Annotated in this window: 22 protein-coding genes; 18 read left to right on the forward strand and 4 right to left on the reverse strand. The window is 35.3% G+C overall.

The features are described from left to right. The first annotated feature begins 57 nt into the window (after positions 1 to 57). The gene (gene ftsW, locus HNQ94_RS17115; protein ID WP_221452608.1) at positions 58 to 1,263 is read left to right on the forward strand and encodes a putative lipid II flippase FtsW; all 1,206 of its coding nucleotides are present in this window, start codon (positions 58 to 60) and stop codon (positions 1,261 to 1,263) included. Then, positions 1,251 to 4,694 carry a pyruvate carboxylase gene (pyc, locus tag HNQ94_RS17120; RefSeq protein WP_174497461.1) on the forward strand — a complete coding sequence of 1,148 codons (3,444 nt, stop codon included), beginning with the start codon at positions 1,251 to 1,253 and terminating at the stop codon, positions 4,692 to 4,694. The genes ftsW and pyc overlap by 13 nt, the downstream gene beginning before the upstream one ends. A gap of 59 nt (positions 4,695 to 4,753) precedes the next feature. Here the strand turns inward: pyc and HNQ94_RS17125 are convergent, their stop codons facing one another. After that, positions 4,754 to 5,665 carry a COX15/CtaA family protein gene (locus HNQ94_RS17125; RefSeq protein ID WP_174497462.1) on the reverse strand — a complete coding sequence of 304 codons (912 nt, stop codon included), beginning with the start codon at positions 5,663 to 5,665 and terminating at the stop codon, positions 4,754 to 4,756. 558 nt (positions 5,666 to 6,223) lie between these two features. On the opposite strand from HNQ94_RS17125, the gene cyoE reads away from it, so the two are divergent. From cyoE to HNQ94_RS17165, 8 genes are all read left to right on the forward strand, one after another. Beyond that, a complete protein-coding gene (cyoE, locus tag HNQ94_RS17130; protein WP_174497523.1) occupies positions 6,224 to 7,177 on the forward strand; it encodes a heme o synthase in 954 nt (317 codons plus the stop codon). Between the two features lie 168 nt (positions 7,178 to 7,345). After that, positions 7,346 to 8,500 (forward strand): cytochrome c oxidase subunit II, encoded by a 1,155-nt coding sequence (coxB, locus tag HNQ94_RS17135; protein ID WP_174497463.1) that lies wholly within the window; start codon positions 7,346 to 7,348, stop codon positions 8,498 to 8,500. A 50-nt stretch (positions 8,501 to 8,550) separates the two neighbouring features. Next, positions 8,551 to 10,413, forward strand: coding sequence for a cytochrome c oxidase subunit I (ctaD, locus tag HNQ94_RS17140; protein WP_174497464.1), 1,863 nt, complete (start codon positions 8,551 to 8,553; stop codon positions 10,411 to 10,413). Further along, positions 10,410 to 11,045 carry a cytochrome (ubi)quinol oxidase subunit III gene (locus tag HNQ94_RS17145; RefSeq protein WP_174497465.1) on the forward strand — a complete coding sequence of 212 codons (636 nt, stop codon included), beginning with the start codon at positions 10,410 to 10,412 and terminating at the stop codon, positions 11,043 to 11,045. The genes ctaD and HNQ94_RS17145 overlap by 4 nt, the downstream gene beginning before the upstream one ends. A 3-nt stretch (positions 11,046 to 11,048) precedes the next feature. Further along, positions 11,049 to 11,369 carry a cytochrome c oxidase subunit IVB gene (ctaF, locus tag HNQ94_RS17150; protein WP_174497466.1) on the forward strand — a complete coding sequence of 107 codons (321 nt, stop codon included), beginning with the start codon at positions 11,049 to 11,051 and terminating at the stop codon, positions 11,367 to 11,369. Positions 11,370 to 11,572: 203 nt separating this feature from the next. Continuing rightward, positions 11,573 to 12,466 (forward strand): cytochrome c oxidase assembly factor CtaG, encoded by an 894-nt coding sequence (ctaG, locus tag HNQ94_RS17155; protein WP_174497467.1) that lies wholly within the window; start codon positions 11,573 to 11,575, stop codon positions 12,464 to 12,466. Between the two features lie 38 nt (positions 12,467 to 12,504). Then, the gene (locus tag HNQ94_RS17160; RefSeq protein ID WP_174497468.1) at positions 12,505 to 12,963 is read left to right on the forward strand and encodes a DUF420 domain-containing protein; all 459 of its coding nucleotides are present in this window, start codon (positions 12,505 to 12,507) and stop codon (positions 12,961 to 12,963) included. Positions 12,964 to 12,981: 18 nt separating this feature from the next. Further along, a complete protein-coding gene (locus HNQ94_RS17165; RefSeq protein ID WP_174497469.1) occupies positions 12,982 to 13,482 on the forward strand; it encodes a GNAT family N-acetyltransferase in 501 nt (166 codons plus the stop codon). Positions 13,483 to 13,537: 55 nt separating this feature from the next. On the opposite strand, the gene ytvI is transcribed toward HNQ94_RS17165, so the two are convergent. After that, positions 13,538 to 14,596 carry a sporulation integral membrane protein YtvI gene (gene ytvI, locus HNQ94_RS17170; protein WP_174497470.1) on the reverse strand — a complete coding sequence of 353 codons (1,059 nt, stop codon included), beginning with the start codon at positions 14,594 to 14,596 and terminating at the stop codon, positions 13,538 to 13,540. A gap of 127 nt (positions 14,597 to 14,723) precedes the next feature. Then, positions 14,724 to 15,098, reverse strand: a complete 375-nt coding sequence (locus HNQ94_RS17175) for a YugN family protein (protein ID WP_174497471.1) — start codon at positions 15,096 to 15,098, stop codon at positions 14,724 to 14,726. Positions 15,099 to 15,293: 195 nt separating this feature from the next. On the opposite strand from HNQ94_RS17175, the gene HNQ94_RS17180 reads away from it, so the two are divergent. From HNQ94_RS17180 to HNQ94_RS17205, 6 genes are all read left to right on the forward strand, one after another. Then, on the forward strand, positions 15,294 to 15,734 hold the full coding sequence (locus tag HNQ94_RS17180) for a CBS domain-containing protein (protein ID WP_174497472.1): 441 nt from the start codon (positions 15,294 to 15,296) through the stop codon (positions 15,732 to 15,734). A gap of 87 nt (positions 15,735 to 15,821) precedes the next feature. Further along, the gene (locus HNQ94_RS17185; RefSeq protein ID WP_174497473.1) at positions 15,822 to 16,883 is read left to right on the forward strand and encodes a CAP domain-containing protein; all 1,062 of its coding nucleotides are present in this window, start codon (positions 15,822 to 15,824) and stop codon (positions 16,881 to 16,883) included. An 82-nt stretch (positions 16,884 to 16,965) separates the two neighbouring features. Beyond that, positions 16,966 to 17,379 carry a spore coat protein YlbD gene (ylbD, locus tag HNQ94_RS17190; protein WP_174497474.1) on the forward strand — a complete coding sequence of 138 codons (414 nt, stop codon included), beginning with the start codon at positions 16,966 to 16,968 and terminating at the stop codon, positions 17,377 to 17,379. A 12-nt stretch (positions 17,380 to 17,391) separates the two neighbouring features. Further along, positions 17,392 to 17,634, forward strand: a complete 243-nt coding sequence (locus HNQ94_RS17195; RefSeq protein WP_174497475.1) for a YlbE-like family protein — start codon at positions 17,392 to 17,394, stop codon at positions 17,632 to 17,634. Between the two features lie 63 nt (positions 17,635 to 17,697). Then, positions 17,698 to 18,138 (forward strand): YlbF/YmcA family competence regulator, encoded by a 441-nt coding sequence (locus HNQ94_RS17200; protein ID WP_174497476.1) that lies wholly within the window; start codon positions 17,698 to 17,700, stop codon positions 18,136 to 18,138. Between the two features lie 136 nt (positions 18,139 to 18,274). Continuing rightward, a complete protein-coding gene (locus tag HNQ94_RS17205; RefSeq protein ID WP_174497477.1) occupies positions 18,275 to 18,550 on the forward strand; it encodes a YlbG family protein in 276 nt (91 codons plus the stop codon). Positions 18,551 to 18,597: 47 nt separating this feature from the next. On the opposite strand, the gene HNQ94_RS17210 is transcribed toward HNQ94_RS17205, so the two are convergent. Then, the gene (locus HNQ94_RS17210) at positions 18,598 to 18,987 is read right to left on the reverse strand and encodes a DUF7147 family protein (RefSeq protein ID WP_174497478.1); all 390 of its coding nucleotides are present in this window, start codon (positions 18,985 to 18,987) and stop codon (positions 18,598 to 18,600) included. Between the two features lie 236 nt (positions 18,988 to 19,223). Between HNQ94_RS17210 and HNQ94_RS17215 the strand changes: the two genes are divergently transcribed. Both HNQ94_RS17215 and rsmD read left to right on the forward strand, forming a co-directional pair. Then, a complete protein-coding gene (locus HNQ94_RS17215) occupies positions 19,224 to 20,642 on the forward strand; it encodes a hypothetical protein (RefSeq protein WP_174497479.1) in 1,419 nt (472 codons plus the stop codon). Positions 20,643 to 20,975: 333 nt separating this feature from the next. After that, on the forward strand, positions 20,976 to 21,530 hold the full coding sequence (gene rsmD / locus HNQ94_RS17220; RefSeq protein WP_174497480.1) for a 16S rRNA (guanine(966)-N(2))-methyltransferase RsmD: 555 nt from the start codon (positions 20,976 to 20,978) through the stop codon (positions 21,528 to 21,530). Positions 21,531 to 21,537 lie beyond the last annotated feature (7 nt).

The raw sequence follows: 21,537 nt of genomic DNA on the forward strand, positions 1-21,537 counted from the left end.
CAACAGTAGAATCTTGATAAATCATGAAATTACACCTTAAGGATGGTTTGATAAATAATGAAAAATAGATTAAAATATTTTGATTTTGCTTTAATGTTTACCCCAATTGTTCTTACTGCATTTGGAATTGTAATGATTTACAGTGCTAGTATGGTCTATGCGGTGATTAAGTTAGAAGTTGGCAGTACTTTTTTTCTTTTTAAACAACTTCAATGGGCAATAATAGGGGTTGGCGCTTTTTTCTTTTTTGCCTTAATTCCTTATCAAAAGTACCAAAGGATTATTAAGTTCATCGTGTTGACGATGTTAGTACTATTAGGTTCTGTTCTCATTTTTGGTAATAATGTGAATAATGCGCGATCTTGGTTTGATTTTGGATTCATGAGTTTTCAGCCGGCAGAGGTTGCAAAATTAGGATTAATTATTTATTTAGCTTCTGTTTATTCCAAAAAACTAAAGTACATACATGATTTTGGAAAAGCGGTAATGCCACCTTTAATCCTCACGGCTGTAACGATCGGATTGATTGTGCTTCAGCCGGATATAGGTACAGCAGCTATTATTTTTCTTATTTCTTTAAGTGTAATAGTGAGCTCAGGTATTAAATTCCGTCACTTATTTATATTAGGGGCATTGGGGATATTTTTTATTACCATAGCTGTTCCACATTTAGTAACGGATGAAAGAGTAGCCAGATTTACTGGTGCTTATGAACCCTTTGAGGACCCCTCCGATGATGGGTATCACTTGATTCAATCTTATGTCGCAATTGGGACTGGTGGACTAACGGGTGAAGGTCTAGGAGGATCTGTTCAAAAACTTGGCTATTTATTAGAAGCACATACTGATTTTATTATGGCTGTAATCGCTGAGGAACTAGGCTTAGTTGGAGTAGGTATAACGATTGGTCTTCTAGCATTAATTGTTTTAAGGGGTTTATATTTTGCCAAAAAGTGCGAAGATGCCTTTGGATCCCTTTTAGCCATTGGGATTTCCTGTATGATAGGTATTCAAACATTCATTAATGTAGGGGCAGTAAGTGGCTTATTGCCAATTACAGGAGTTACCCTTCCTTTTATAAGTTACGGGGGTAGTTCTTTGTTAATATTAATGATTTCCATGGGAATATTAAATAATATTGCTATGCAAATTCGTAAAGCCGAATTTACGAACACAAAACAAACCGAACCAATACCACAACAGTCTAATAATCAAACTGTTGTTTCAATAAGTGAAAGTGGGGGGAAAAGATGGGTGAAATAAAAAAGATTCAAAAGGTACTAGTAGCAAATAGAGGGGAAATAGCTATTCGTGTGTTTAGAGCTTGTACAGAGCTTAATATTCGTACAGTTGCAATTTATTCTCAAGAAGACACAGGTTCTTTTCACCGCTACAAAGCAGATGAGGCTTATTTGGTAGGACAAGGTAAAAAGCCGATTGATGCGTATTTAGATATTGAAGGTATTATTGAAATTGCAAAGAACGTAGATGTTGATGCTATTCATCCCGGCTACGGTTTTCTATCGGAAAATATTCATTTTGCAAGAAGATGTGAAGAAGAAGGAATTATATTTATTGGTCCAAACAGCAAGCATCTTGATATGTTTGGAGATAAAGTAAAAGCTAGGCATCAAGCAATACAAGCAAATATCCCTGTAATACCTGGGAGTAATGGACCTGTTACAAGTTTAGAAGAAGTAGAGAACTTCACAGAAGAGCATGGATATCCAATCATTATAAAAGCCTCCCTTGGGGGTGGTGGACGTGGTATGCGAATCGTCCGAACGCCAGAATCTTTAAAGGATTCCTTTGAGCGAGCAAAATCTGAAGCAAAAGCGGCTTTTGGTAATGATGAGGTGTATGTAGAAAAGCTAGTAGAAAACCCTAAACATATTGAAGTTCAAATTCTTGGTGACCACAACGGCAATATTGTTCACCTATATGATCGAGATTGTTCCGTGCAAAGAAGGCATCAAAAAGTAGTTGAAGTTGCTCCAAGTGTATCTTTAACGACGGAGTTAAGAGAAAGAATTTGTGAAGCGGCTGTTCAATTAATGGAAAAAGCACAGTACATAAATGCTGGAACTGTGGAGTTTTTAGTTACTGATAATGAATTCTTTTTTATAGAAGTTAATCCAAGAGTACAAGTAGAGCATACCATTACGGAATTAATTACGGGAGTAGATATTGTACATTCACAAATATTAATTGCAGAAGGACACGATCTTTTTGGCGAAGTAATTGGTATTCCACATCAAGAACATATCAAAACAAATGGGTATGCAATTCAATCACGTGTCACAACAGAAGACCCGCTAAATAACTTTATGCCAGATACAGGCAAGATAATGGCATATCGTTCTGGTGGCGGTTTTGGGGTGAGACTTGATGCAGGTAATGGCTTCCAAGGAGCTGTTATTTCACCTTATTATGATTCCCTACTCGTGAAAGTATCCACATGGGCCCTATCTTTTGATAAAGCGGCTAAAAAAATGGTGAGAAATTTAAAGGAATTCCGGATTCGTGGAATTAAAACAAACATTCCGTTTTTAGAGAACGTTATTCAGAATGAAAAGTTTTTGTCTGGGGATTATAACACGACGTTCATTGATCAATCACCTGAGCTATTTGTATTCCCGAAAAGGAAAGACCGTGGAACCAAAATGCTAACGTACATTGGCGATGTAACTGTTAATGGTTATGAAGGAATGACTCAAAAGAAAAAACCAGCCTTTCCGAAACCACGTGTCCCTAAAATAAAGCATTCAGATCCAATTCCTACTGGTACCAAACAAATATTAGACGAAAAAGGACCAGAGGGTCTTGCCAATTGGTTATTGGACCAAAAGGAAGTTTTATTAACAGATACTACTTTCCGTGATGCACATCAATCACTATTAGCAACTAGATTTAGAACAAAAGATTTATTACAAATTGCGGAACCAACGGCACGATTATTGCCTAATTTGTTTTCTGTAGAAATGTGGGGAGGGGCTACATTTGATGTTGCCTACCGCTTTTTAAAAGAAGACCCTTGGGATCGTTTATTAAAACTTAGAGAAAAAATGCCAAATGTACTATTTCAAATGTTGCTCCGAGCTAGCAATGCAGTTGGATACAAGAACTATCCTGACAATGTTATCAAAGAGTTTGTTGAGAAGAGTAGTAGTGCTGGCATAGATGTATTTCGAATTTTTGATAGTTTGAATTGGGTAGAAGGTATGAAACTGGCAATTGAAGCAGTTCGTGAAAATAACAAAGTTGCAGAAGCTGCAATCTGTTATACAGGAGATATACTAAATAGTAGTCGTACAAAATATGACTTAAACTACTACAAAAACATGGCAAAGGAATTGGAAAAATCAGGAGCACATATTTTAGGAATTAAGGATATGGCAGGACTTTTAAAACCTGAAGCCGCCTACCAACTTATTTCTAGCTTAAAAGATACCGTGCAAATACCAATCCATTTGCACACCCATGACACGAGCGGCAACGGTATTTTTACATATGCTCGAGCTATCGATGCTGGTGTTGATGTTGTGGATGTTGCGTGTGGCCCGATGGCAGGTTTAACGTCACAGCCTAGTGCTAACAGCTTATTTTACGCTCTTGATCATCATGAAAGGCAACCAAAAGTTAACATCGGTTCATATGAAAAAATAGGCCATTATTGGGAAGATGTAAGGAAGTTTTATCACGAGTTTGAAAGTGGTATGATGTCTCCGCATTCAGAGGTTTATGAACACGAAATGCCTGGTGGTCAATATAGCAATTTACAGCAACAAGCAAAAGCAGTAGGTCTAGAACATAGATGGGACGATGTGAAACGAATGTACCGCCGAGTAAACGAGTTATTCGGTGATATTGTAAAAGTAACCCCATCATCTAAAGTAGTAGGCGATATGGCTTTATATATGGTTCAAAATGAATTAACAGTGGATGATATTTATGATCGTGGGGAAACACTTGATTTTCCAGATAGTGTAGTTGAGTTTTTCCGTGGAGATTTAGGTCAACCATACCAAGGTTTTCCACAGGAACTTCAACGAATTATTTTAAAAGGTCGTAAACCACTAACGGTAAGGCCAGGAGAGCTCATGCAAAATATTGATTTTAAGGAAATGCAAGAATCCTTGTTCCAAAAATTAGATCGCCAAGTGACAAGCTTTGATTTAATAAGCTATGCACTATACCCGAAAGTGTTTATGGATTATAACAAATTTTATAATCACTATGGTGACATGTCTGTGTTGGATACCCCTACTTTCTTCTACGGTATGCGTTTAGGTGAGGAGATTGAAGTGGAAATTGAACAAGGTAAAACATTAATTGTTAAGCTTGTGTCGGTTGGAGAACCTCAACAAAATGGAATGCGAGTCATCTATTTTGAATTAAACGGACAGCCGCGTGAAGTTGTGGTTCCAGATAGAAGCATAAAGGATGTCGTGCAGGAACGTCCAAAGGCTGATAAAGGCAATGGTAATCATATTGGGGCAACGATGCCTGGGACGGTAATAAAAGTAATTGTAGAAAAAGGGGAAAAAGTGAATAAAGGTGATCACCTCATGATCACGGAAGCAATGAAAATGGAAACAACTGTTCAAGCCCCTTTTGAAGGGAAAATCAAGGAAATATATGTGAAAAGTAATGACGCGATAGGAACAGGAGATTTACTAATTGAAATGGAATAAGGTATAGAAAAAAGCTCTGATTCCTTTATAAAGGAATCAGAGCTTTTTTCCTGTGTCCGTTACTTTTTTTCATATTGTCTACTTCTGTTGGACAAAAGAACAAAATAGCTTAAAAGTCCAAAGAAGCAACAGATAACAAGAGCATGTAACAATGCAATGTATAAATTAAGAATGGTAAAAATAATGAGAGCACCTAATAGTACTTGTGAAAAAATAAAAAGGAAGGCAATGGTCCACCCATACATCATCACTTTTTGATGACGATAGTTTTTAATAATACGGATGTATAAGTAAACTACCCATATAAATAGAATCCCTGCGGCTGCACGATGTCCCATTTGTATCCATTGGTCAAAACGCAAATCAAACAAGGTAGAACTGTTGTCGCATAGTGGCCAATCTTTACATACTAGACTTGCATTCACGTGACGAACGAGGGCACCAGTATATACAACTATTAATGTATAAACCGTTAAGGCATAAAATTGTCTTCGCATCTTTTTATCAATAATTAATGATTTTGCATCAAATTTCTTATCTATCTCAAAAATTAATAAAGTAAGCAAGAAGACTGCAGCAAAGGAAATAAGAGAAATACCGAAATGCATTGCTAGTACAAAATCAGACTGAGACCAGACAACTGCAGCTGCACCAATTAATCCTTGCAAAACAAGAAAGAAAATAGATATAAAGGATAATAGCTTTGTTTCACGTACGTTCCCATAATACTTCCAAGCTAATATGGATAAAGCTAAAACTAGGATGCCTACAGTTCCCGATACTAATCGGTGACTAAGCTCAATAAGTAATTCAGGTGAAATTTTGGTAGGGACTAACTCCCCATCACATAAAGGCCAAGTACGTCCACAACCTAAACCTGATTCGGTTTTGGTAACGAGTGCACCACCGACTAGTACGAATAGCATACCAATAGTTGATAATACAGAAAGCCATTTTAATAATTTAATCATCTTTCATTACCTGCCATTCTACTAGAAGTCAATCATGTCCATACTAATACAAAACAAGCTAAAAAACAAAAGAATTTTTTGTGAACTACCTCTTACACTGATTATAGCAACAACAAATATCAATTATTTTTCATATAACTTGTTAAGAAAAACTTGCATTGTGTTTATATGTTTGCTAGAAATAAATAGTGGTAAATTACTGATGGGAATTAACTTTTACCACATTTGTCCAATATAGGAACTTATCGGTTTTTTGATGATATTTTCCTGGATGTTCACAAAAATGTCACACACTAGACTTAATTGTGTGATTAAATAGATGTAAAAGGTTTTCCATGATACAATATAATTGTTTGCTTGTGCTTAATTAGGTAAAACCGATAATAGGTTACAAAACCGTTCAAAATGACAACAAGATTATGATTTTTCACAATAATTTCGAACCCTGAATTTGGTATTTGATAGTGGGTATACGCACAATATAATAGAACGTTATAATTAAGGTCGGGTTTTAACGTTAATTGTCGAAAGTACAGAGCAACGGAGAGGAAGGTTATGATGAATAACCCTAGAACCTTTAATACAGCATCACAAATAGCAGAACCATCAACGAAGGGCCAGAGTAGTACAACTTCCACTACCACTTTGTGGTCTGATTTTTTGGCGTTGATTAAAATAGGAATAATTAATTCTAATTTAATGACAACTTTTGCGGGATTTTGGCTAGCCTTATATTATACAAACTCTTCCTTCTTTGCTCATTGGGAAACGTTTCTATTGACAATGTTTGGAACAGCTTCTCTAATTGCTGGGGGATGTATAATCAATAATTATTATGATCGGGACATTGATATCGTTATGAAACGAACGAAACAACGTCCAACGGTTACCGGAACTATATCAGAACAGAATATTTTAATAATGGGAATTGGTTTTACCGCTCTCGGAGTCATTTTATTGTTATTAACTACTTGGCTTGCAGCCGTGGTTGGTTTACTAGGCTGGTTTGCTTATGTTGTTTTATATACGATGTGGACAAAAAGACGTTACACATTAAACACCGCTATTGGTAGTATTTCTGGTGCAGCACCACCATTAATTGGTTGGTTTGCAGTCGATGCAACATTTCATCCAGTAGCTTTTGTGTTGTTTTTAATTTTGTTTATTTGGCAAACACCTCACTTTTTGTCGTTAGCCATGATGAAAATGAAGGAATACAAGGAAGCTGGTATTCCGATGTTACCTGTCGTACATGGCTTTGAAATCACAAAAAGACAAATAGCTATATATACGGTTTGTTTGTTGCCATTACCGCTTTACCTAATTTCGTTGGGCCCAATCTTTTTAACGATTGCTACTATATTAAATGTAGGTTGGCTTGCTTTATCAATTAGCGGCTTTTTTGTGAAGGATGATGTAAAATGGGCTAAGTGGATGTTCATCTATTCTCTTAACTATTTAACAATCATTTCACTTGTAATGGTTGGTGTGACGATTCCATCATTTTTTTAATACTATCTAAACATGTATGAGTCGATGATAGTGTATGTAAGTCATTCGCCAATAACAGGGCGACAAAATAAGATTTATTTAATAAAATTAGGAAAGTTAATCACTTGCTTTCCTAATTCTATAATAAATATATAAATCACATAAAAAGAGAAAGAGGGGTATTAATTCATGAAAGGATGGATGGGACGGTTTCGCGCTCTATTTTTACTTAGTAGTTTAGCGCTTGTTTTATCAGGCTGCGGGAAACCATACTTAAGTGCCTTACAACCTAAAGGTGAAGGGGCAGATATGATTTATGACCTTATGATGTTAAGTGTCATAATAATGGCCTTTGTATTCTTGGTTGTAATGATCATTTATACTATAGTGATTGTCCGTTTTCGTCAGAAAAAAGGGCAAGAGGACTTTGTTCCAAAGCAAGTGGAAGGAAATCACTTGTTAGAGACAGTTTGGACAGTTATTCCAATTATTTTACTTCTTATCTTGGCAGTACCTACTGTTCAGTACACGTTTGCATTAGCTGATACAACACCAGAAACAGAAGATGGTGAACCTGTCGAAGATGCATTGTGGATTGATGTTACTGGTAACCAATACTGGTGGCATTTTGATTACAGAGATTTGGAAATCCAAACGAGTCAAGATTTATACATTCCAACAGATAGAAGAGTATATATTAAGTTAAGTTCTAATGATGTCATCCATTCATTCTGGGTACCATCAATCTCCGGTAAAATGGATACTAATCCGGGGAAAAATGAAAACGAAATGTTTATACATGCTTATGAAGAAGGCGTATTCTGGGGGCACTGTGCCGAATTTTGTGGGCCTTCCCATTCTCTAATGGACTTTAGAGTGGTAGCAGTAAGTCCAGGAGAGTTTGATGAGTGGGTTGCAGACATGCAAGCGGTTGATCCTGAGGCAGTACCTGAAAATCCTGTTGCTGCAGAGGGTAAAGATTTGTTCCAAGAAAATAGCTGTTTAGCTTGTCACGCAATTGGTTCATCACCTGCAGCTGTAGGTCCAAACGTAACTAGCTTTGGTGATCGTTCTAAGATTGCGGGTATTTTACCATATGACAAAGAACATCTGGTTAGCTGGATTTTAGATCCAGAACAACATAAGCCTGGGAACTTAATGACAGGCAAATATCCAATGCCTTCAAAAGAGGATGCGGAAAAAATTGCAGAATATTTAATGTCATTACAACCAAGTGATATTGGTCCAGATGATGCAGAAGACGGCGAATACATTCAGCCTAAGCCAAAAGAAGAGACAGAAGCTGAAGGTGACGAAGCCGAAGAAGATACAAACGAAGAATAATACTTAAATAAATTGTTTAGGTAATGATGTCTTAAGGGAGGTTAATAGGTGTGAGTACAGCTACTGTAGGAAAGCGTAGCTTTGGAGCTGTAGTTTGGGATTACTTAACTACAGTAGACCATAAGAAAATTGCTATTCTGTACTTAGTTGCCGGTGGTTTCTTTTTCTTACTCGGTGGTCTAGAAGCAATGCTTATCCGTTTACAATTGATGGCACCAGATAGTGAATTGATTGGTGCTCAATTTTATAATGAATTGTTCACGATGCATGGAACAACAATGATTTTCTTAGCAGCAATGCCATTATTGTTTGCGCTTATGAACGCCATCATGCCATTACAAATTGGTGCTCGTGATGTTGCGTTCCCATTTATCAACGCTTTAGGTTTTTGGTTATTTTTATTTGGTGGTTTGCTTCTTAACTGTTCATGGTTTTTAGGAGGAGCACCAGATGCAGGATGGACTGCTTATGCACCACTTTCTGTTATTTCACCAGGCCATGGGGTGGATTTTTATGCCTTAGGTCTACAAATATCAGGTTTTGGTACGTTGATGGGTGGTATTAACTTTATCGTTACTATTATTACGATGCGTGCACCTGGTATGACATACATGCGTATGCCACTATTCACGTGGTCTACATTTGTTGCAAGTATACTTATTTTATTTGCTTTTCCAGCCTTAACAGTTGGATTATTCTTGCTTACATTTGACCGTTTATTCGGAGCAAACTTCTTTGTTCCTGATATGGGTGGAAATGAAATTATTTGGGAGCATTTATTCTGGATATTCGGACACCCTGAAGTATATATCTTAATACTTCCAGCGTTTGGGGTATTTAGTGAAGTGTTTTCAACTTTTTCTAAGAAGCGTTTATTTGGATATTCATCCATGGTATTTGCAACAGTGTTAATTGCATTCTTAGGATTTATGGTATGGGCTCACCATATGTTTACAGTAGGTATGGGGCCAATTGCAAACTCTATTTTTGCGATTGCAACAATGGCGATTGCAGTACCAACTGGTATAAAAATATTTAACTGGCTATTAACGATGTGGGGCGGTAGTATTCGTATGACTACTGCGATGCTGTACGCGGTCAGCTTTATTCCAACCTTTACACTAGGTGGTATTACTGGGGTAATGCTAGCATCAGCTGCGGCTGACTATCAGTACCATGATTCTTATTTCGTAGTTGCCCATTTCCACTACGTTATCGTAGGTGGGGTAGTATTTGGTATACTTGGTGGTCTAACATATTGGTGGCCATTAATGTTTGGCAAAATGTTAAATGAAAAATTAGGTAAATGGACATTCTGGTTATTCTTTACTGGTTTCCATTTGACTTTCTTTATTCAACACTTCTTGGGTCTAATGGGTATGCCTCGTAGATACTGGAAATTCTTAGAAGGTCAAGGATTAGAAACAGGAAACTTAATTAGTACAGTAGGTGCCTTTTTAATGGCGATAGCTACCTTTATATTGTTATATAACGTCATAATAACAACGGTTAAAGGGAAAAAATCTCCTGCTGATCCATGGGATGGACGTACGTTGGAATGGTCATTACCTAACCCAACACCATTCTATAACTTTAAACAGCTACCACTTGTGCGTGGTTTAGATCCTTTATGGGTTGAAAAAACACAAGGAAATGGCAAAATGATTCCTGCAGAGCCATTAGATGATATTCATATGCCAAATAATTCGTTCTTACCATTTACAATATCATTAGGCCTATTCATTGCAGCATTTGGATTTATGTATCGTGTAGATGCTGGGTTCCCTGCATATGTTGCTATAGGAGTTGGTTTGGCAATTACATTAGGTAGTATGTTAATCCGTTCTGTAAAAGACGATTTAGGGTATCATATTCATAAAGAAGATCTTGAAAAAGAGGGGGCTGGGGAATGAGTACACATGAAGATGTATTAAGCTCTGAAAACCTTCCGCATGAACCCGAAAAAGCTACCCTTGAAGGTAAAAATAAATTTTTAGGATTTTGGTTTTTCCTTGGTGGTGAAACAGTCCTATTTGCTAGCTTATTCGGTACGTATTTAGCATTAAAAAATTCGTTTGGTGCTGCTGAGCATACAACACCAAGTCAAGAATTGTTTGGTTTAGAGCTAGTATTCATTATGACTATGCTTTTACTAACAAGTTCATTAACTAGTGTTTATGCTATGTATCATATGAAAAACCATGATTTCAAGAAAATGATGGTTTGGTTAGGCATTACTGTTTTATTAGGTGCAGCATTCTTAGGCCTAGAGATTTATGAGTTTTATCATTACGTTCATCACTATCACCATACGTTTACGTCTTCAGCTTTTGGATCAGCCTTCTATACTTTAGTTGGCTTTCACGGAGCGCACGTAGCATTTGGTTTACTTTGGATTATTACACTTATGATACGTAATGCAAGAAGAGGTTTAAACCTATACAATGCACCTAAGTTTTATGTTGCTAGTCTTTACTGGCACTTCATTGATGTTGTGTGGGTATTCATCTTTACTGTAGTTTATTTGATGGGGAAGGTGGGTTAATAAATGGCAAAAGACACCAATTCCAATCATGCAGACCAATATTATAAAGCGAAGAAAAAAGAGGAAATGAAACATCAGGTTATCACTTTTGCTTTAATGATTGTTTTCACAATTATTGCATTTGGTCTGGTAATAGGTGAGTTTGATAAACTATTCGTTTTCCCAGTTCTATTAGTTCTGGCAGCAGTTCAAGTAGGATTCCAGTTCTATTACTTTATGCATATGAGTCATAAAGGGCATGAGTTTCCAGCGCTAATGATTTATTCCGGAATCTTTGCTGCCATTTTGACTATCCTAGCTTTAACTACGATAACTTGGGTTTAATAAGCTTACAAATAACTTTATATTAAATAATTTAAGCAAAAACGAGCTCTTAGTAGCTCGTTTTTGCATGTTTTATTAAGTTAGTTAGTTTATTGTCGTATTTGTGACATTTCTATGAATAAAGAGGACAAATTTAGAATCTCCTATTAAAATCAGTTATAATAGGAATGATGTATATTCAGTTTAAAATGGAGTGACATAATATGTGGGCAAAAATACAAATTTTTGGTTTTAGAGCACTATGGAGTCCATATTTCTTTCTATTTATATTGGCTCTTGCAGTATTGTATTATCTCGTCACTGGTCCATTGCGTCATAAATTTGGTGGCAATGAAGAGGATATCCCATCTGTTAAACAACGGATTTCTTTCTATGCAGGTTTAGCTTTACTCTATATAGTGAAAGGTTCTCCTGTTGATTTATTATCCCATATCATGTTTATGGCACATATGATTCAAATGGCTTTTTATTATCTAGTTTTCCCTATACTAATTATTCGTGGGATACCGGTGTGGATTTGGAAAAAGGTTTTTAATACAAAAGGTTTACGTCACGTTTTAAATTTATTAACGAAACCGTTAATAGCAATTTTTCTATTTAACTTTTTATTTTCTATCTACCATCTGCCTGACATATTAGATTATTCTAAGTCACATGAAATATCTCATTCAGTCATTTCTGTTGTGCTTCTATTTGCAGCTTTTTGTATGTGGTGGCCTTTATTAACACCAATTAAAGAACAACAAATTATGAAGCCATTATACAAAATTTTATATATCTTTGGTAACGGTGTATTAATTACGCCTGCTTGTGGGCTTATTATGTTTTCAAGTATCCCACTTTATAGCACGTATTCAGATGTACAGGCGTGGTCGAATGCATTAAGTCTGTGTGTCCCGCTCGATGTTTTACAAGGGATCACTTTAAGTGGCCCTGAGTTGTTTTCTAATATTTCCTTATTGCATGATCAACAAGCAGGAGGAATACTTATGAAAGTTCTACAAGAGGTTATTTATGGTATTATTTTAGGAAGTGTGTTCTTTAAATGGTTTAGAAGCGAAAATCGGGGAGTAGACCCTATACCAAATCAATCTTAAATTTTGATTTAAATATGTTGCTGGAGGAATGGACGAGTATGGTACCTATTTTACCTACAATTAGTACTTTTTTTATCGTGTTAAGTGCAATATTAGTTGCTATTGGCTGGGTTTTAATTGCTAAAAACAAAAAAGAAGCACATAAAAAAGTGATGATTTCTGGAGCTATTGCTGCTCTTATTTTCTTCATTATTTATTCTTCTAGAACAATTTTTATGGGAAATACAGCCTTTGGTGGTCCTGAGGATATAAAAATTTACTACACAATATTTCTAGTTTTTCATATCATCTTAGCAACAACAGGAGCAGTTTTTGGCTTAACGACCTTATATTTGGCCTTTAAACGTAATATTAAGAAACACCGTAAGATTGGTCCTATCACAAGTATCATTTGGTTTTTCACTGCTATTACGGGAGTAGTTGTTTATTTATTGCTTTACGTATTATTTGATGGTGGGACAACCACAAGTTTAATAAAAGCGATCTTCGGATTTTAATCATGTTGGATAGTAACGATGATCATTTGTTCGGATAGATTATTTTTTCACCCTATAACAAGAACAGAAGCCAATTTGTTAATGATTAGCCCGAATGACTTTGAATCAATTAGTGGGCTTTCGTTAAATAAAGATTGGCCACATGATGGACTAAGAGCATATCTACCGATTTATGTAGAACAATTACTGAAAAATAATCATGTAAAAGGCTATGGTCCATGGATAGTCTATACAAATGAAAAAAAGGTTATAGGCGATATTGGATTTAGAGGCGTTCCTGGCGCGAATGGCTATTTGGAGGTTGGTTACTATATAACTCCTGCAGAACGCAAAAAGGGGTACGCTAGTGAGTCCCTAGGGGTACTGTGTGACTGGGCCTTTTCTCAAACGGGTGTTAAAGGAATCCTTGCGGAATGTGAAATGAAAAACAGAGGCTCACAAATGGTTTTGGAAAAAAACCGTTTTGTAAGGATAGCAAATGATGGCTATAGCATTTCCTATGAGCTACTAAAAATATAAAGAAAATGACCAACATTAAATTGTTGGTCATTTTTTCATATGGAACGATTTTTCATTAAATTTTTAAGTTCCATTTTATTATCCCTGCTTCTTTTGCAGAATTATATGCAATGACAAGAAGAGGACCGAGAATAAAGCCTAGGATTCCTATTAATTTTAAACCTAAGTACATAGCTATTAATGTCACTAATGGAGACAAGCCCATATGTCGACCCATCACTTTTGGTTCTACTGTACGCCTTATACCTAAAAGAATAATGGCCAGTATAGCAAGCTCTGTTCCCATCACAATATCACCGGCTAAAAACATGTAGAGAGCCCAAGGGCCTAATATGACAATAGAGCCAATGATTGGGATAAAATCAATTAACCATATAATAATGGACATAATGATGGCCACTTCAGGAGCTATATATAGTAAACCGATTAAACTCACAATAAAAATAATAATACTAACTAGAAATTGAGCCTTTAAAAACCCTAATATAACATAAGCAAATCTTGCATTCATGAACTTTACTTTTTCAGCAGTTTCTTCTGTCATTAGATCATACATTTTATGCTTTAACCTTGGTAATTCAAGCATGAACATGAATAAGGCAATAATGTAAACAAGGAAACTGACTAAAAACTCTGGGATTTTGGCTGCGAAACTCGCAATGTTTTCAATCGTAACGTTGTTAGAAATGGAAGTTTTTATTCCCTCCAAATTCCCTTCTAGTGTTGACCTTACTTCCGTAACAAAATTATGTGGCATATCTTGAGTAAATGTATTCATATTAGCTTCTAAGTCATTAATTAGTTCTGTCATATCATTTATGTAATCAGGTGCATTTTCGGAAATTTTTATGAGTTGGGCTACGGCCTTTGTTGTTACGTATGTACCAATCGTACTAAATACAATGAGAAAGCTAATGAAAACAATAATGACGCTAATTTTCCGATTGATTCGGAGTCTAAATCGCACAAATCGCACAATAGGATTTAACATCATAGAAGTTAAAATGGCAAGGATTAAAGGTACAGATACAGGTAATATGAAGAAAAAGACGAGTAATAATAATATGATATAAAATAATATTGTCCAATGGCGTTTCGTTATTTTATTTAACAAGAATTATGTAACTCCTTTCAAAAAATCCCTTAGTAAAAATATAGCATAACCCTGACTGTTTGAACATTAAAAAACAGTTAAGAAAATAAAAAGACTGTTGAATAAAAATTATTCAACAGTCTATGTTTTACTTTTGTTCGTTTTTATAAACTTCTAATTGTTCTTTTACGCGATTAAGAATTTGATTTGACTTTTCCACGATATTTTCCGGAAAATCTTCACCATCACCATACTCAATACCGTGTGGGTAGTAATGTTTCCCTAAAAGAGGCGTTAACAATTTAATAACCGCATCTCTTTTGTCCACGTCACCTTCAATAGCATAGCCTTGAACACGAAGGTAGTACGTTTCATTTTTCATAGGTGTTTCCATTTTAAAATCATATGTAACACGCTCATAATCCCATGCAGATGCTCGTACTAGACCAGCATTGGACATAAGATGATCTAAAGGTTTAAGGTCTACAATTGCTCCCTCAATTCCTGTTTCTTCAAATTTCATTTATTCCACCTCACAATATTTTTCTCAAAAATAATCTAAAACCATAATAGTATGAAATCAAACAAGAATCAATTCTTTCTGTATAAATCCCCTTATTTTACGAAAATTATGTTACAAAATGGACACAATAAATAAGAGGGAGTGGTTGACGATTATCATTCTCTGTTAATTCATAAAACAGGAGGGAACGATTTCATGAAATTGGTCCGTGATATTATGACAACTGGTGTAGAATGCTGTTCAACAAATGATAACATTTATGAGGCAGCATTGAAAATGAAGCAATTAGATGTAGGGGCAATTCCAATAGTGGATGAGAATAAAAATTTGTTAGGCATTGTAACCGACCGCGATCTTGTTCTGAGAGGTTATGCAAACAAAAAACCTGGTTCAACATCTGTTTCTGAATGCATGAGCGAAGATCTTTACTCTGTTACACCAGATACAGATTTACAAGAAGCAAGTAAAATGATGTCTGATAAGCAAATTCGTAGACTTCCAGTAGTTGAAAATGGAAAATTAACTGGAATTATATCACTAGGTGATCTTGCATTGGATAAACAATCTGATCAAGCAGCAGGAGAGGCTTTAGAAGATATTTCTGTACCAAATGAAAATTCACGTGCTATGCATTAAAAAAAACCGCCCATCGTGGCGGTTTTCATATTTTTCATTTTTTATTATAAAATGAAAATATATTGATTTAAGGGAGACGGAGTTAATATGAAACGATTGGGGATTATTGCGGTACTGTTATTCGTCTTTTATATTTTTATGGAAGAGGAAGCGTTATTAAATGATTTCATTCACAATTTGAAAGAACCAAGTGTTAAAGAAGAAGAATTAATCAAAGATGAAATAAAAGTGGAACAACAAGAGAAGTTACCTTCCAATGTATTTTCTGGAGATTTATTTGAATTGTTTGCTTCGTCTGAACAGAAGATTATAGACAAACTCGGTCAACCAAATCGTAAAGATCCCTCGCCTTATGGTTACGATTGGTGGATTTATGAGAAAATTGAAGATCAGTACATACAGATAGCAATGGAAAATGGGCAATCGGTATCTGTTTTTGCTACTGGCGATAGTATACCGATGAGTCCTGTTACGATAGGGGATCAGTATGAAAAAGTAATGGAACACTTTCCTTTCGAGGAGGAAGTACAATTTGAAACAACTGATGGTAGCTATCAGTTTCTGTTAAAGGAAGGGGATTTAAAAATAAATCCTTTAGTGAGTTTGTCAGACGATTACTTTATCCAGTTTTATTTTGATACGTTTACAAATGAATTATCATCCGTACGTTTGCTAACCAGTGATGCATTACTCCGAATAAAACCATATGCAGTGAAGTATAGAGGTGATTTACCAAAGGTGGAGGATCTGGACGAACAGCAGTGGGAAAAGGTACAGAATGGTAGAGAAAGGCAAATTCTAGCTATTTCAAACATCATTCGTCAGCGATTTGATTTAAGCCATTTACAATGGGAAAATCAAGTGTCACAAGTTGCATTTTCTCACAGTAAAGATATGTCTATTAATCAGTATTTTTCTCACTTTTCTTTAAACGGGGACGGCTTAAAGGAGAGGTTGGCAAAATATGATATAGCTTATCGTTCAGCAGGAGAAAATATTGCAGCTCAATATCCAGATGCACCAGCAGCTGTAGAAGGATGGTTAAATAGTGAAGGGCATCGCAAAGCATTGTTAAATAGAGATTATACGCATTTAGGCGTAGGTGTTTATCGGGATTACTATACACAAAACTTTGTGCAAGCACAGTAAACTTTTTTACAAATAGAAGAACGTTTTGGGCTCACCTTACATAAAGTATGGTAGTAAAGTGTGTATAGGTGAGGTGAGGAAAATGGGGAATCTTCATCCGAAAGTATCCAAATTCAAAGCATTTGTTGAAAAGCATCCAAAACTAATTAAACAGGTAAGAAAAAACAAAGAAGGTTGGCAACCTTACTTTGAAAAATGGGTTTTATATGGAGAAGAGGATGAATACTGGAAGCAGTTTAAATCTGAATCAGAAAAAGAAAAGAAAAAGTCCGAATCTAAAGCAAGTAACCAAGAATTACTGAAAAAACTATCTTCCATGTTTAATAATATGGACATGGATAAACTGCAAGAACAAATGAACCAACTAAATGGTGTTATTACCAATGTTCAATCGATGATGACACAATTCCAACAAAATAAACAGCAAAACCAAAATCAAAACCCTAATGTAAGTCAACAAAACAGGCCAAATCCATTCCATTTTGGAAAGGATTAGGAGGGGTTTAGCATGCAAGCACATGTCCATAAATATTTATTACAAAGACCAGATTTGTTACATTTCGTTCGAATGAACCCAAGTTGGTACCGGTTATTGACACGTAATCCAGAACAGGTGGCTACATTGGAAAAAGCGTCTAAAATATTTTATGGTAAGACGTTTTCACAAAGAGTCGGACGAATACAGGAGAGTATGAGTTTAATACAGATGCTTTTATCGATGTCTAGTGCGATGAATGAACCGACAGAATAATGCATAGTTTAACCATTTCCCTTCTCTATCAGAATTTGGTATGATAGAGAAGGAGGTGACAGCATGCTTGCCACTATAGAAATTGTTGAATTATTGGATGAGGCAGAGAACATTGGTAAAATGATTCTTCAATCAGAAACAATGAAAAATTTTGAAAGTGCTAAAAAGCGACTCCTTGAGGATAAAGAAGCTCAAGATCGTATAGCTGCTTTTCTTAAAATAAAAGATCAGTATGAAGACGTTCAACGTTTTGGCCGTTACCATCCTGATTATAGTACGATTATGAAGGAAGTAAGAACAGTGAAAAGAGAAATGGATGTTCATGAAACAGTTGCCGCTTATAAGCGAGCGGAAACAGAACTTCAGGCTCTTTTAGATGACGTAAGTGGCTTACTTGCTGAAACAGTTAGCCCTTCCATTAAGGTCCCGAGAGACGGTGCCGCATTTACAGACAAGGGCTGTGGTTGTGGAAGTGGCGGTTCTTGTGGTTGTAGAGCATCTTAATAGAGTTTATTTTGTATAAAAAACGTCTTCCTTCGATAAGAAAGAAGACGTTTTTCGTCATTATTCATACGTAAATAAATTGCTGAATGTTTAGATATTTGCTAAACTTAGTATAAAAAATGAATGGAGAAAAAATATGCTGACAAAAAGGCAAGGGCTGGTCATATGGTTACGTAATATGAAAAATGTCCGTAAGTTGCGTAAATATGGTCATATGATTTATGCATCCAAAAAGCAGAAATATATCCTCATATACGTAAATCAAGATGAAATAGAAGATTATATGAAAACAATTGAAGAATTACCTTTTGTCACAAAAGTGGAGCCTTCCTTTAAACCATTCATTAAAACGGAATATGAAAAGGCTTCGATAGATAAGGCGAAAGAATATGATATTAGGTTCGGAATGTAAAAAGTCATTGCTCTGATAGCAATGGCTTTTTTTCTTTCTTCACAATTTTACTGTAAAGGAGCAATATAATGATTTGTACGAAGTATCGCAATCAAGTATTGGAAATAAAGTTCTCGTTCCCCAAAATGTGACGAAGGTTGAACTTGAATCGAAATCACTTTTTTATGTTGTTCTTCAGCAAGCTTCTCAAACATTTCATATCGCTTACTTGCTTTTACAGATGGAGAAGGAATACCTTCTAAACAAATATAGATGGGTTGAAACTTGCCAGGATCTGTCGGGTTCATAACAATAGCTATAGATGTTTTTGACTCATCCTTTTTAGTTGAATGAAAAGCAATAAAATGCTTTACTCGATTTGACATTGTTTTTCCTAGGGTAAGTAGTTCGTAAAAATCTGCATACCCTTCACCTAATGGAATAAATTTTTGAATCATTTTTTCACCTCTTAAGAAAATAATCATCCATCCTTACTGTAGCACGATTATAAGATTGTCGAAAGTAGTCTTGAAAAAGGAAATGTTTTAAAGAAGCCCTGCACAGTTGCAACAGTATACCCTTTTTGTAAACATATGAAGAAGGATATAGTATCTTCTTGTACTATTAACAACTATACATATAAATATTGATAGTATAAAATATCACTAACTTATACACATCGGAGCGATAATCAATGAGAAGAGTATGGTTTTGGAGTGTTTTCTTGCTTTTTATTTGTATCCTACTATTAACGTATCAATGGACTATTCGGGAGGCTCAATCATCCTTACCTTCTGAAAAAAAAGAGGTTGTTGTGCACGTCGAAATAATTGAAAAGAACAACAAACTTGTTATAACAAATATATTTGAGGAGTTAGAAGAAGTAAGCTATGAGCTTAAACTCCCAGAAAATTTTTCTGAATTAACATGTAGTGTAAGAGATAATAAAGAGGCTTGCTCAATAGAAGATAACCAATTGACTGGTACGTATGATGGACCAGTAATGATTTCTTATCATGTTCCAATAGAGCAAAAGGATATTTTTCTTTTGTCCGATTGGCAAGCTGCTATATTTATGAAAAAGGAAAAAATTCCATTGTCAACAACTGTCTCCCTAACAGCGCCTGTTGATTCTGAGTATAAATGGGTGATGAGTAGGACGAAGGATAATACCCCTGTTCAAAAGGAATTAATAACATTTTTTGAATGGAAAATACCTAGTCTAATACAATCTCCTACATTGTTTCGAGTCCCTATAGATTATCAATATGTATACGAATATGAGCAAATAAAGTGGCTTGCAAAAACACCCTTGGATAAAAATCAAGTAATAAATCGTTTACCTAAGGGGTATAATGCTTCTGCTTTCATCTTGATTGATAAAGCTTTACCAGTAAACATATCGGAGCATTACATCAGTTTACCTAATGTAAGTGATTATTCCCTAGAGGCTGCTTTATTAGAAAGTTTTATAAAACAAAAAATGCGTGTTTCAGAAGACGAACAATGGATCTTAAATGTTATTGCAAGTACTTTGTATAATCAGCAGGTCAATACAGAAAGAGAACAAAAACTAACTGCTTCCTTAGCAAATGCACTTGATAGAAAAAAAGTAGATTGGGAGTTACTACTGTATGAAATGACGTTTTTAGAAGAAAAAAGTTTGGCAAAAATAATAGATGACTCGCTTACAGAAATTTTTGAACAAGAGGTCGCTTTTTTTTCACTTAATCACAACAATGAAAATATAGTTCCTTTTTATTTATTGGATACACGGACAGTTTTTTGGAATGAAAGTAAAGTCGAGAAGAAATGGTACCCTATTATACTTAAACAGCAACTTTATTTTCCTATAGCAGGAATTGTTTTGATTGGGGACATGGAGTTGTATGTGCTAGAAGATAAAACAGAATTTATTATAAGAAATGGTACGAATACTTACCGTTTATACTTAAATGAAAATACGTATATATATAACGAAGAGCAATATGGGTTTATGGACGATTGGTTAATAAATAATAATGATGAGATTTACCTTCATAAAGATGGAATTAAGCAGATTTTCAAAATAGATGTTCAGGAAGATAATCGTTCTATACGATTGGATCAATAAATAGCCTATTCACCAACGAGCTGAAATAGAGATATGTATATATAATGACTAAAAAAAATGCCTGCAGAATACTTTCCGCAGGCTCTCTTTGACTATACAAAGAGATCAAAAAAGGGAGAGGAGAAACCGGAGGAAGAACTTATGGGGAAACGTAAGTCTTCTCCGTTTAGAACGAATTACTTCGTCCTCATCTATCATTGTGACCATAGGTTAGATTTCTTATTCATGTTTGTTTATTTTTTTGTTGGGATTTTTCGCTCGTTGGATAACTATATTTTTTATCTTTAATTGTGATAGGATAAGTTCGAGAATACTTATTGGAGTGAAATGCTAATGCGTGTTATTTCAGGGAAATATAAAGGACATCCATTAAAAGCTGTTCCTGGAAAAAATGCTAGACCTACGACGGATAAAGTGAAGGAAGCAATCTTTCAAGTTATAGGGCCATATTTTGATGGGGGACTAAGCCTAGACTTATTTGCTGGAAGCGGTGGGCTAGGTATTGAGGCGTTAAGCCGTGGCGTTGACAAAGTCATCTTTGTCGATAAACATCCTCGTTCTATTCAAACTATTTATGAAAATATTAAAGCGGTAAAGGAAGAAGAGAGAACAGAAGTTTATCGGACAGAAGCTTTTCGGGCATTAAAAGCTGCGTCAAAAAGAGAACTTGTTTTTGATCTTGTGTTCTTAGATCCGCCATACGGAAAAATTTCATTTGAGCAATTGTTTGAGACCTTAATACAAGGGAATTTAGTTAAGCAAGGCAGTATATTAGTTTGTGAGCATACTGCAGAAGAAGCATTACCAGAAAAAATTGACAAATTAGAGCAATTTAAGAAAGAAACATACGGAAGTGCTATTGCAGTGAGTATTTATCGCTATTTATAAAGTTGGA

The sequence above is a fragment of the Salirhabdus euzebyi genome (assembly GCF_014207435.1).
Taxonomy (GTDB): Bacteria; Bacillota; Bacilli; order Bacillales; family Alkalibacillaceae; genus Salirhabdus; species Salirhabdus euzebyi.

What these genes read in the sequence shown, in the direction of transcription:
- HNQ94_RS17200 (WP_174497476.1), top strand. Translation starts at nt 17,698, where the DNA reads ATGCTTGCCACTATAGAAATTGTTGAATTATTGGATGAGGCAGAGAAC.
- cyoE (WP_174497523.1), top strand. Translation starts at nt 6,224, where the DNA reads ATGAATAACCCTAGAACCTTTAATACAGCATCACAAATAGCAGAACCA.
- coxB (WP_174497463.1), top strand. Translation starts at nt 7,346, where the DNA reads ATGAAAGGATGGATGGGACGGTTTCGCGCTCTATTTTTACTTAGTAGT.
- ctaF (WP_174497466.1), top strand. Translation starts at nt 11,049, where the DNA reads ATGGCAAAAGACACCAATTCCAATCATGCAGACCAATATTATAAAGCG.
- HNQ94_RS17210 (WP_174497478.1), bottom strand. Translation starts at nt 18,987, where the DNA reads ATGATTCAAAAATTTATTCCATTAGGTGAAGGGTATGCAGATTTTTAC.
- HNQ94_RS17125 (WP_174497462.1), bottom strand. Translation starts at nt 5,665, where the DNA reads ATGATTAAATTATTAAAATGGCTTTCTGTATTATCAACTATTGGTATG.
- HNQ94_RS17175 (WP_174497471.1), bottom strand. Translation starts at nt 15,098, where the DNA reads ATGAAATTTGAAGAAACAGGAATTGAGGGAGCAATTGTAGACCTTAAA.
- rsmD (WP_174497480.1), top strand. Translation starts at nt 20,976, where the DNA reads ATGCGTGTTATTTCAGGGAAATATAAAGGACATCCATTAAAAGCTGTT.
- HNQ94_RS17165 (WP_174497469.1), top strand. Translation starts at nt 12,982, where the DNA reads ATGATCATTTGTTCGGATAGATTATTTTTTCACCCTATAACAAGAACA.
- HNQ94_RS17215 (WP_174497479.1), top strand. Translation starts at nt 19,224, where the DNA reads ATGAGAAGAGTATGGTTTTGGAGTGTTTTCTTGCTTTTTATTTGTATC.
- HNQ94_RS17180 (WP_174497472.1), top strand. Translation starts at nt 15,294, where the DNA reads ATGAAATTGGTCCGTGATATTATGACAACTGGTGTAGAATGCTGTTCA.
- HNQ94_RS17195 (WP_174497475.1), top strand. Translation starts at nt 17,392, where the DNA reads ATGCAAGCACATGTCCATAAATATTTATTACAAAGACCAGATTTGTTA.
- ctaG (WP_174497467.1), top strand. Translation starts at nt 11,573, where the DNA reads ATGTGGGCAAAAATACAAATTTTTGGTTTTAGAGCACTATGGAGTCCA.
- HNQ94_RS17145 (WP_174497465.1), top strand. Translation starts at nt 10,410, where the DNA reads ATGAGTACACATGAAGATGTATTAAGCTCTGAAAACCTTCCGCATGAA.
- ftsW (WP_221452608.1), top strand. Translation starts at nt 58, where the DNA reads ATGAAAAATAGATTAAAATATTTTGATTTTGCTTTAATGTTTACCCCA.
- HNQ94_RS17205 (WP_174497477.1), top strand. Translation starts at nt 18,275, where the DNA reads ATGCTGACAAAAAGGCAAGGGCTGGTCATATGGTTACGTAATATGAAA.
- ylbD (WP_174497474.1), top strand. Translation starts at nt 16,966, where the DNA reads ATGGGGAATCTTCATCCGAAAGTATCCAAATTCAAAGCATTTGTTGAA.
- pyc (WP_174497461.1), top strand. Translation starts at nt 1,251, where the DNA reads ATGGGTGAAATAAAAAAGATTCAAAAGGTACTAGTAGCAAATAGAGGG.
- HNQ94_RS17160 (WP_174497468.1), top strand. Translation starts at nt 12,505, where the DNA reads ATGGTACCTATTTTACCTACAATTAGTACTTTTTTTATCGTGTTAAGT.
- HNQ94_RS17185 (WP_174497473.1), top strand. Translation starts at nt 15,822, where the DNA reads ATGAAACGATTGGGGATTATTGCGGTACTGTTATTCGTCTTTTATATT.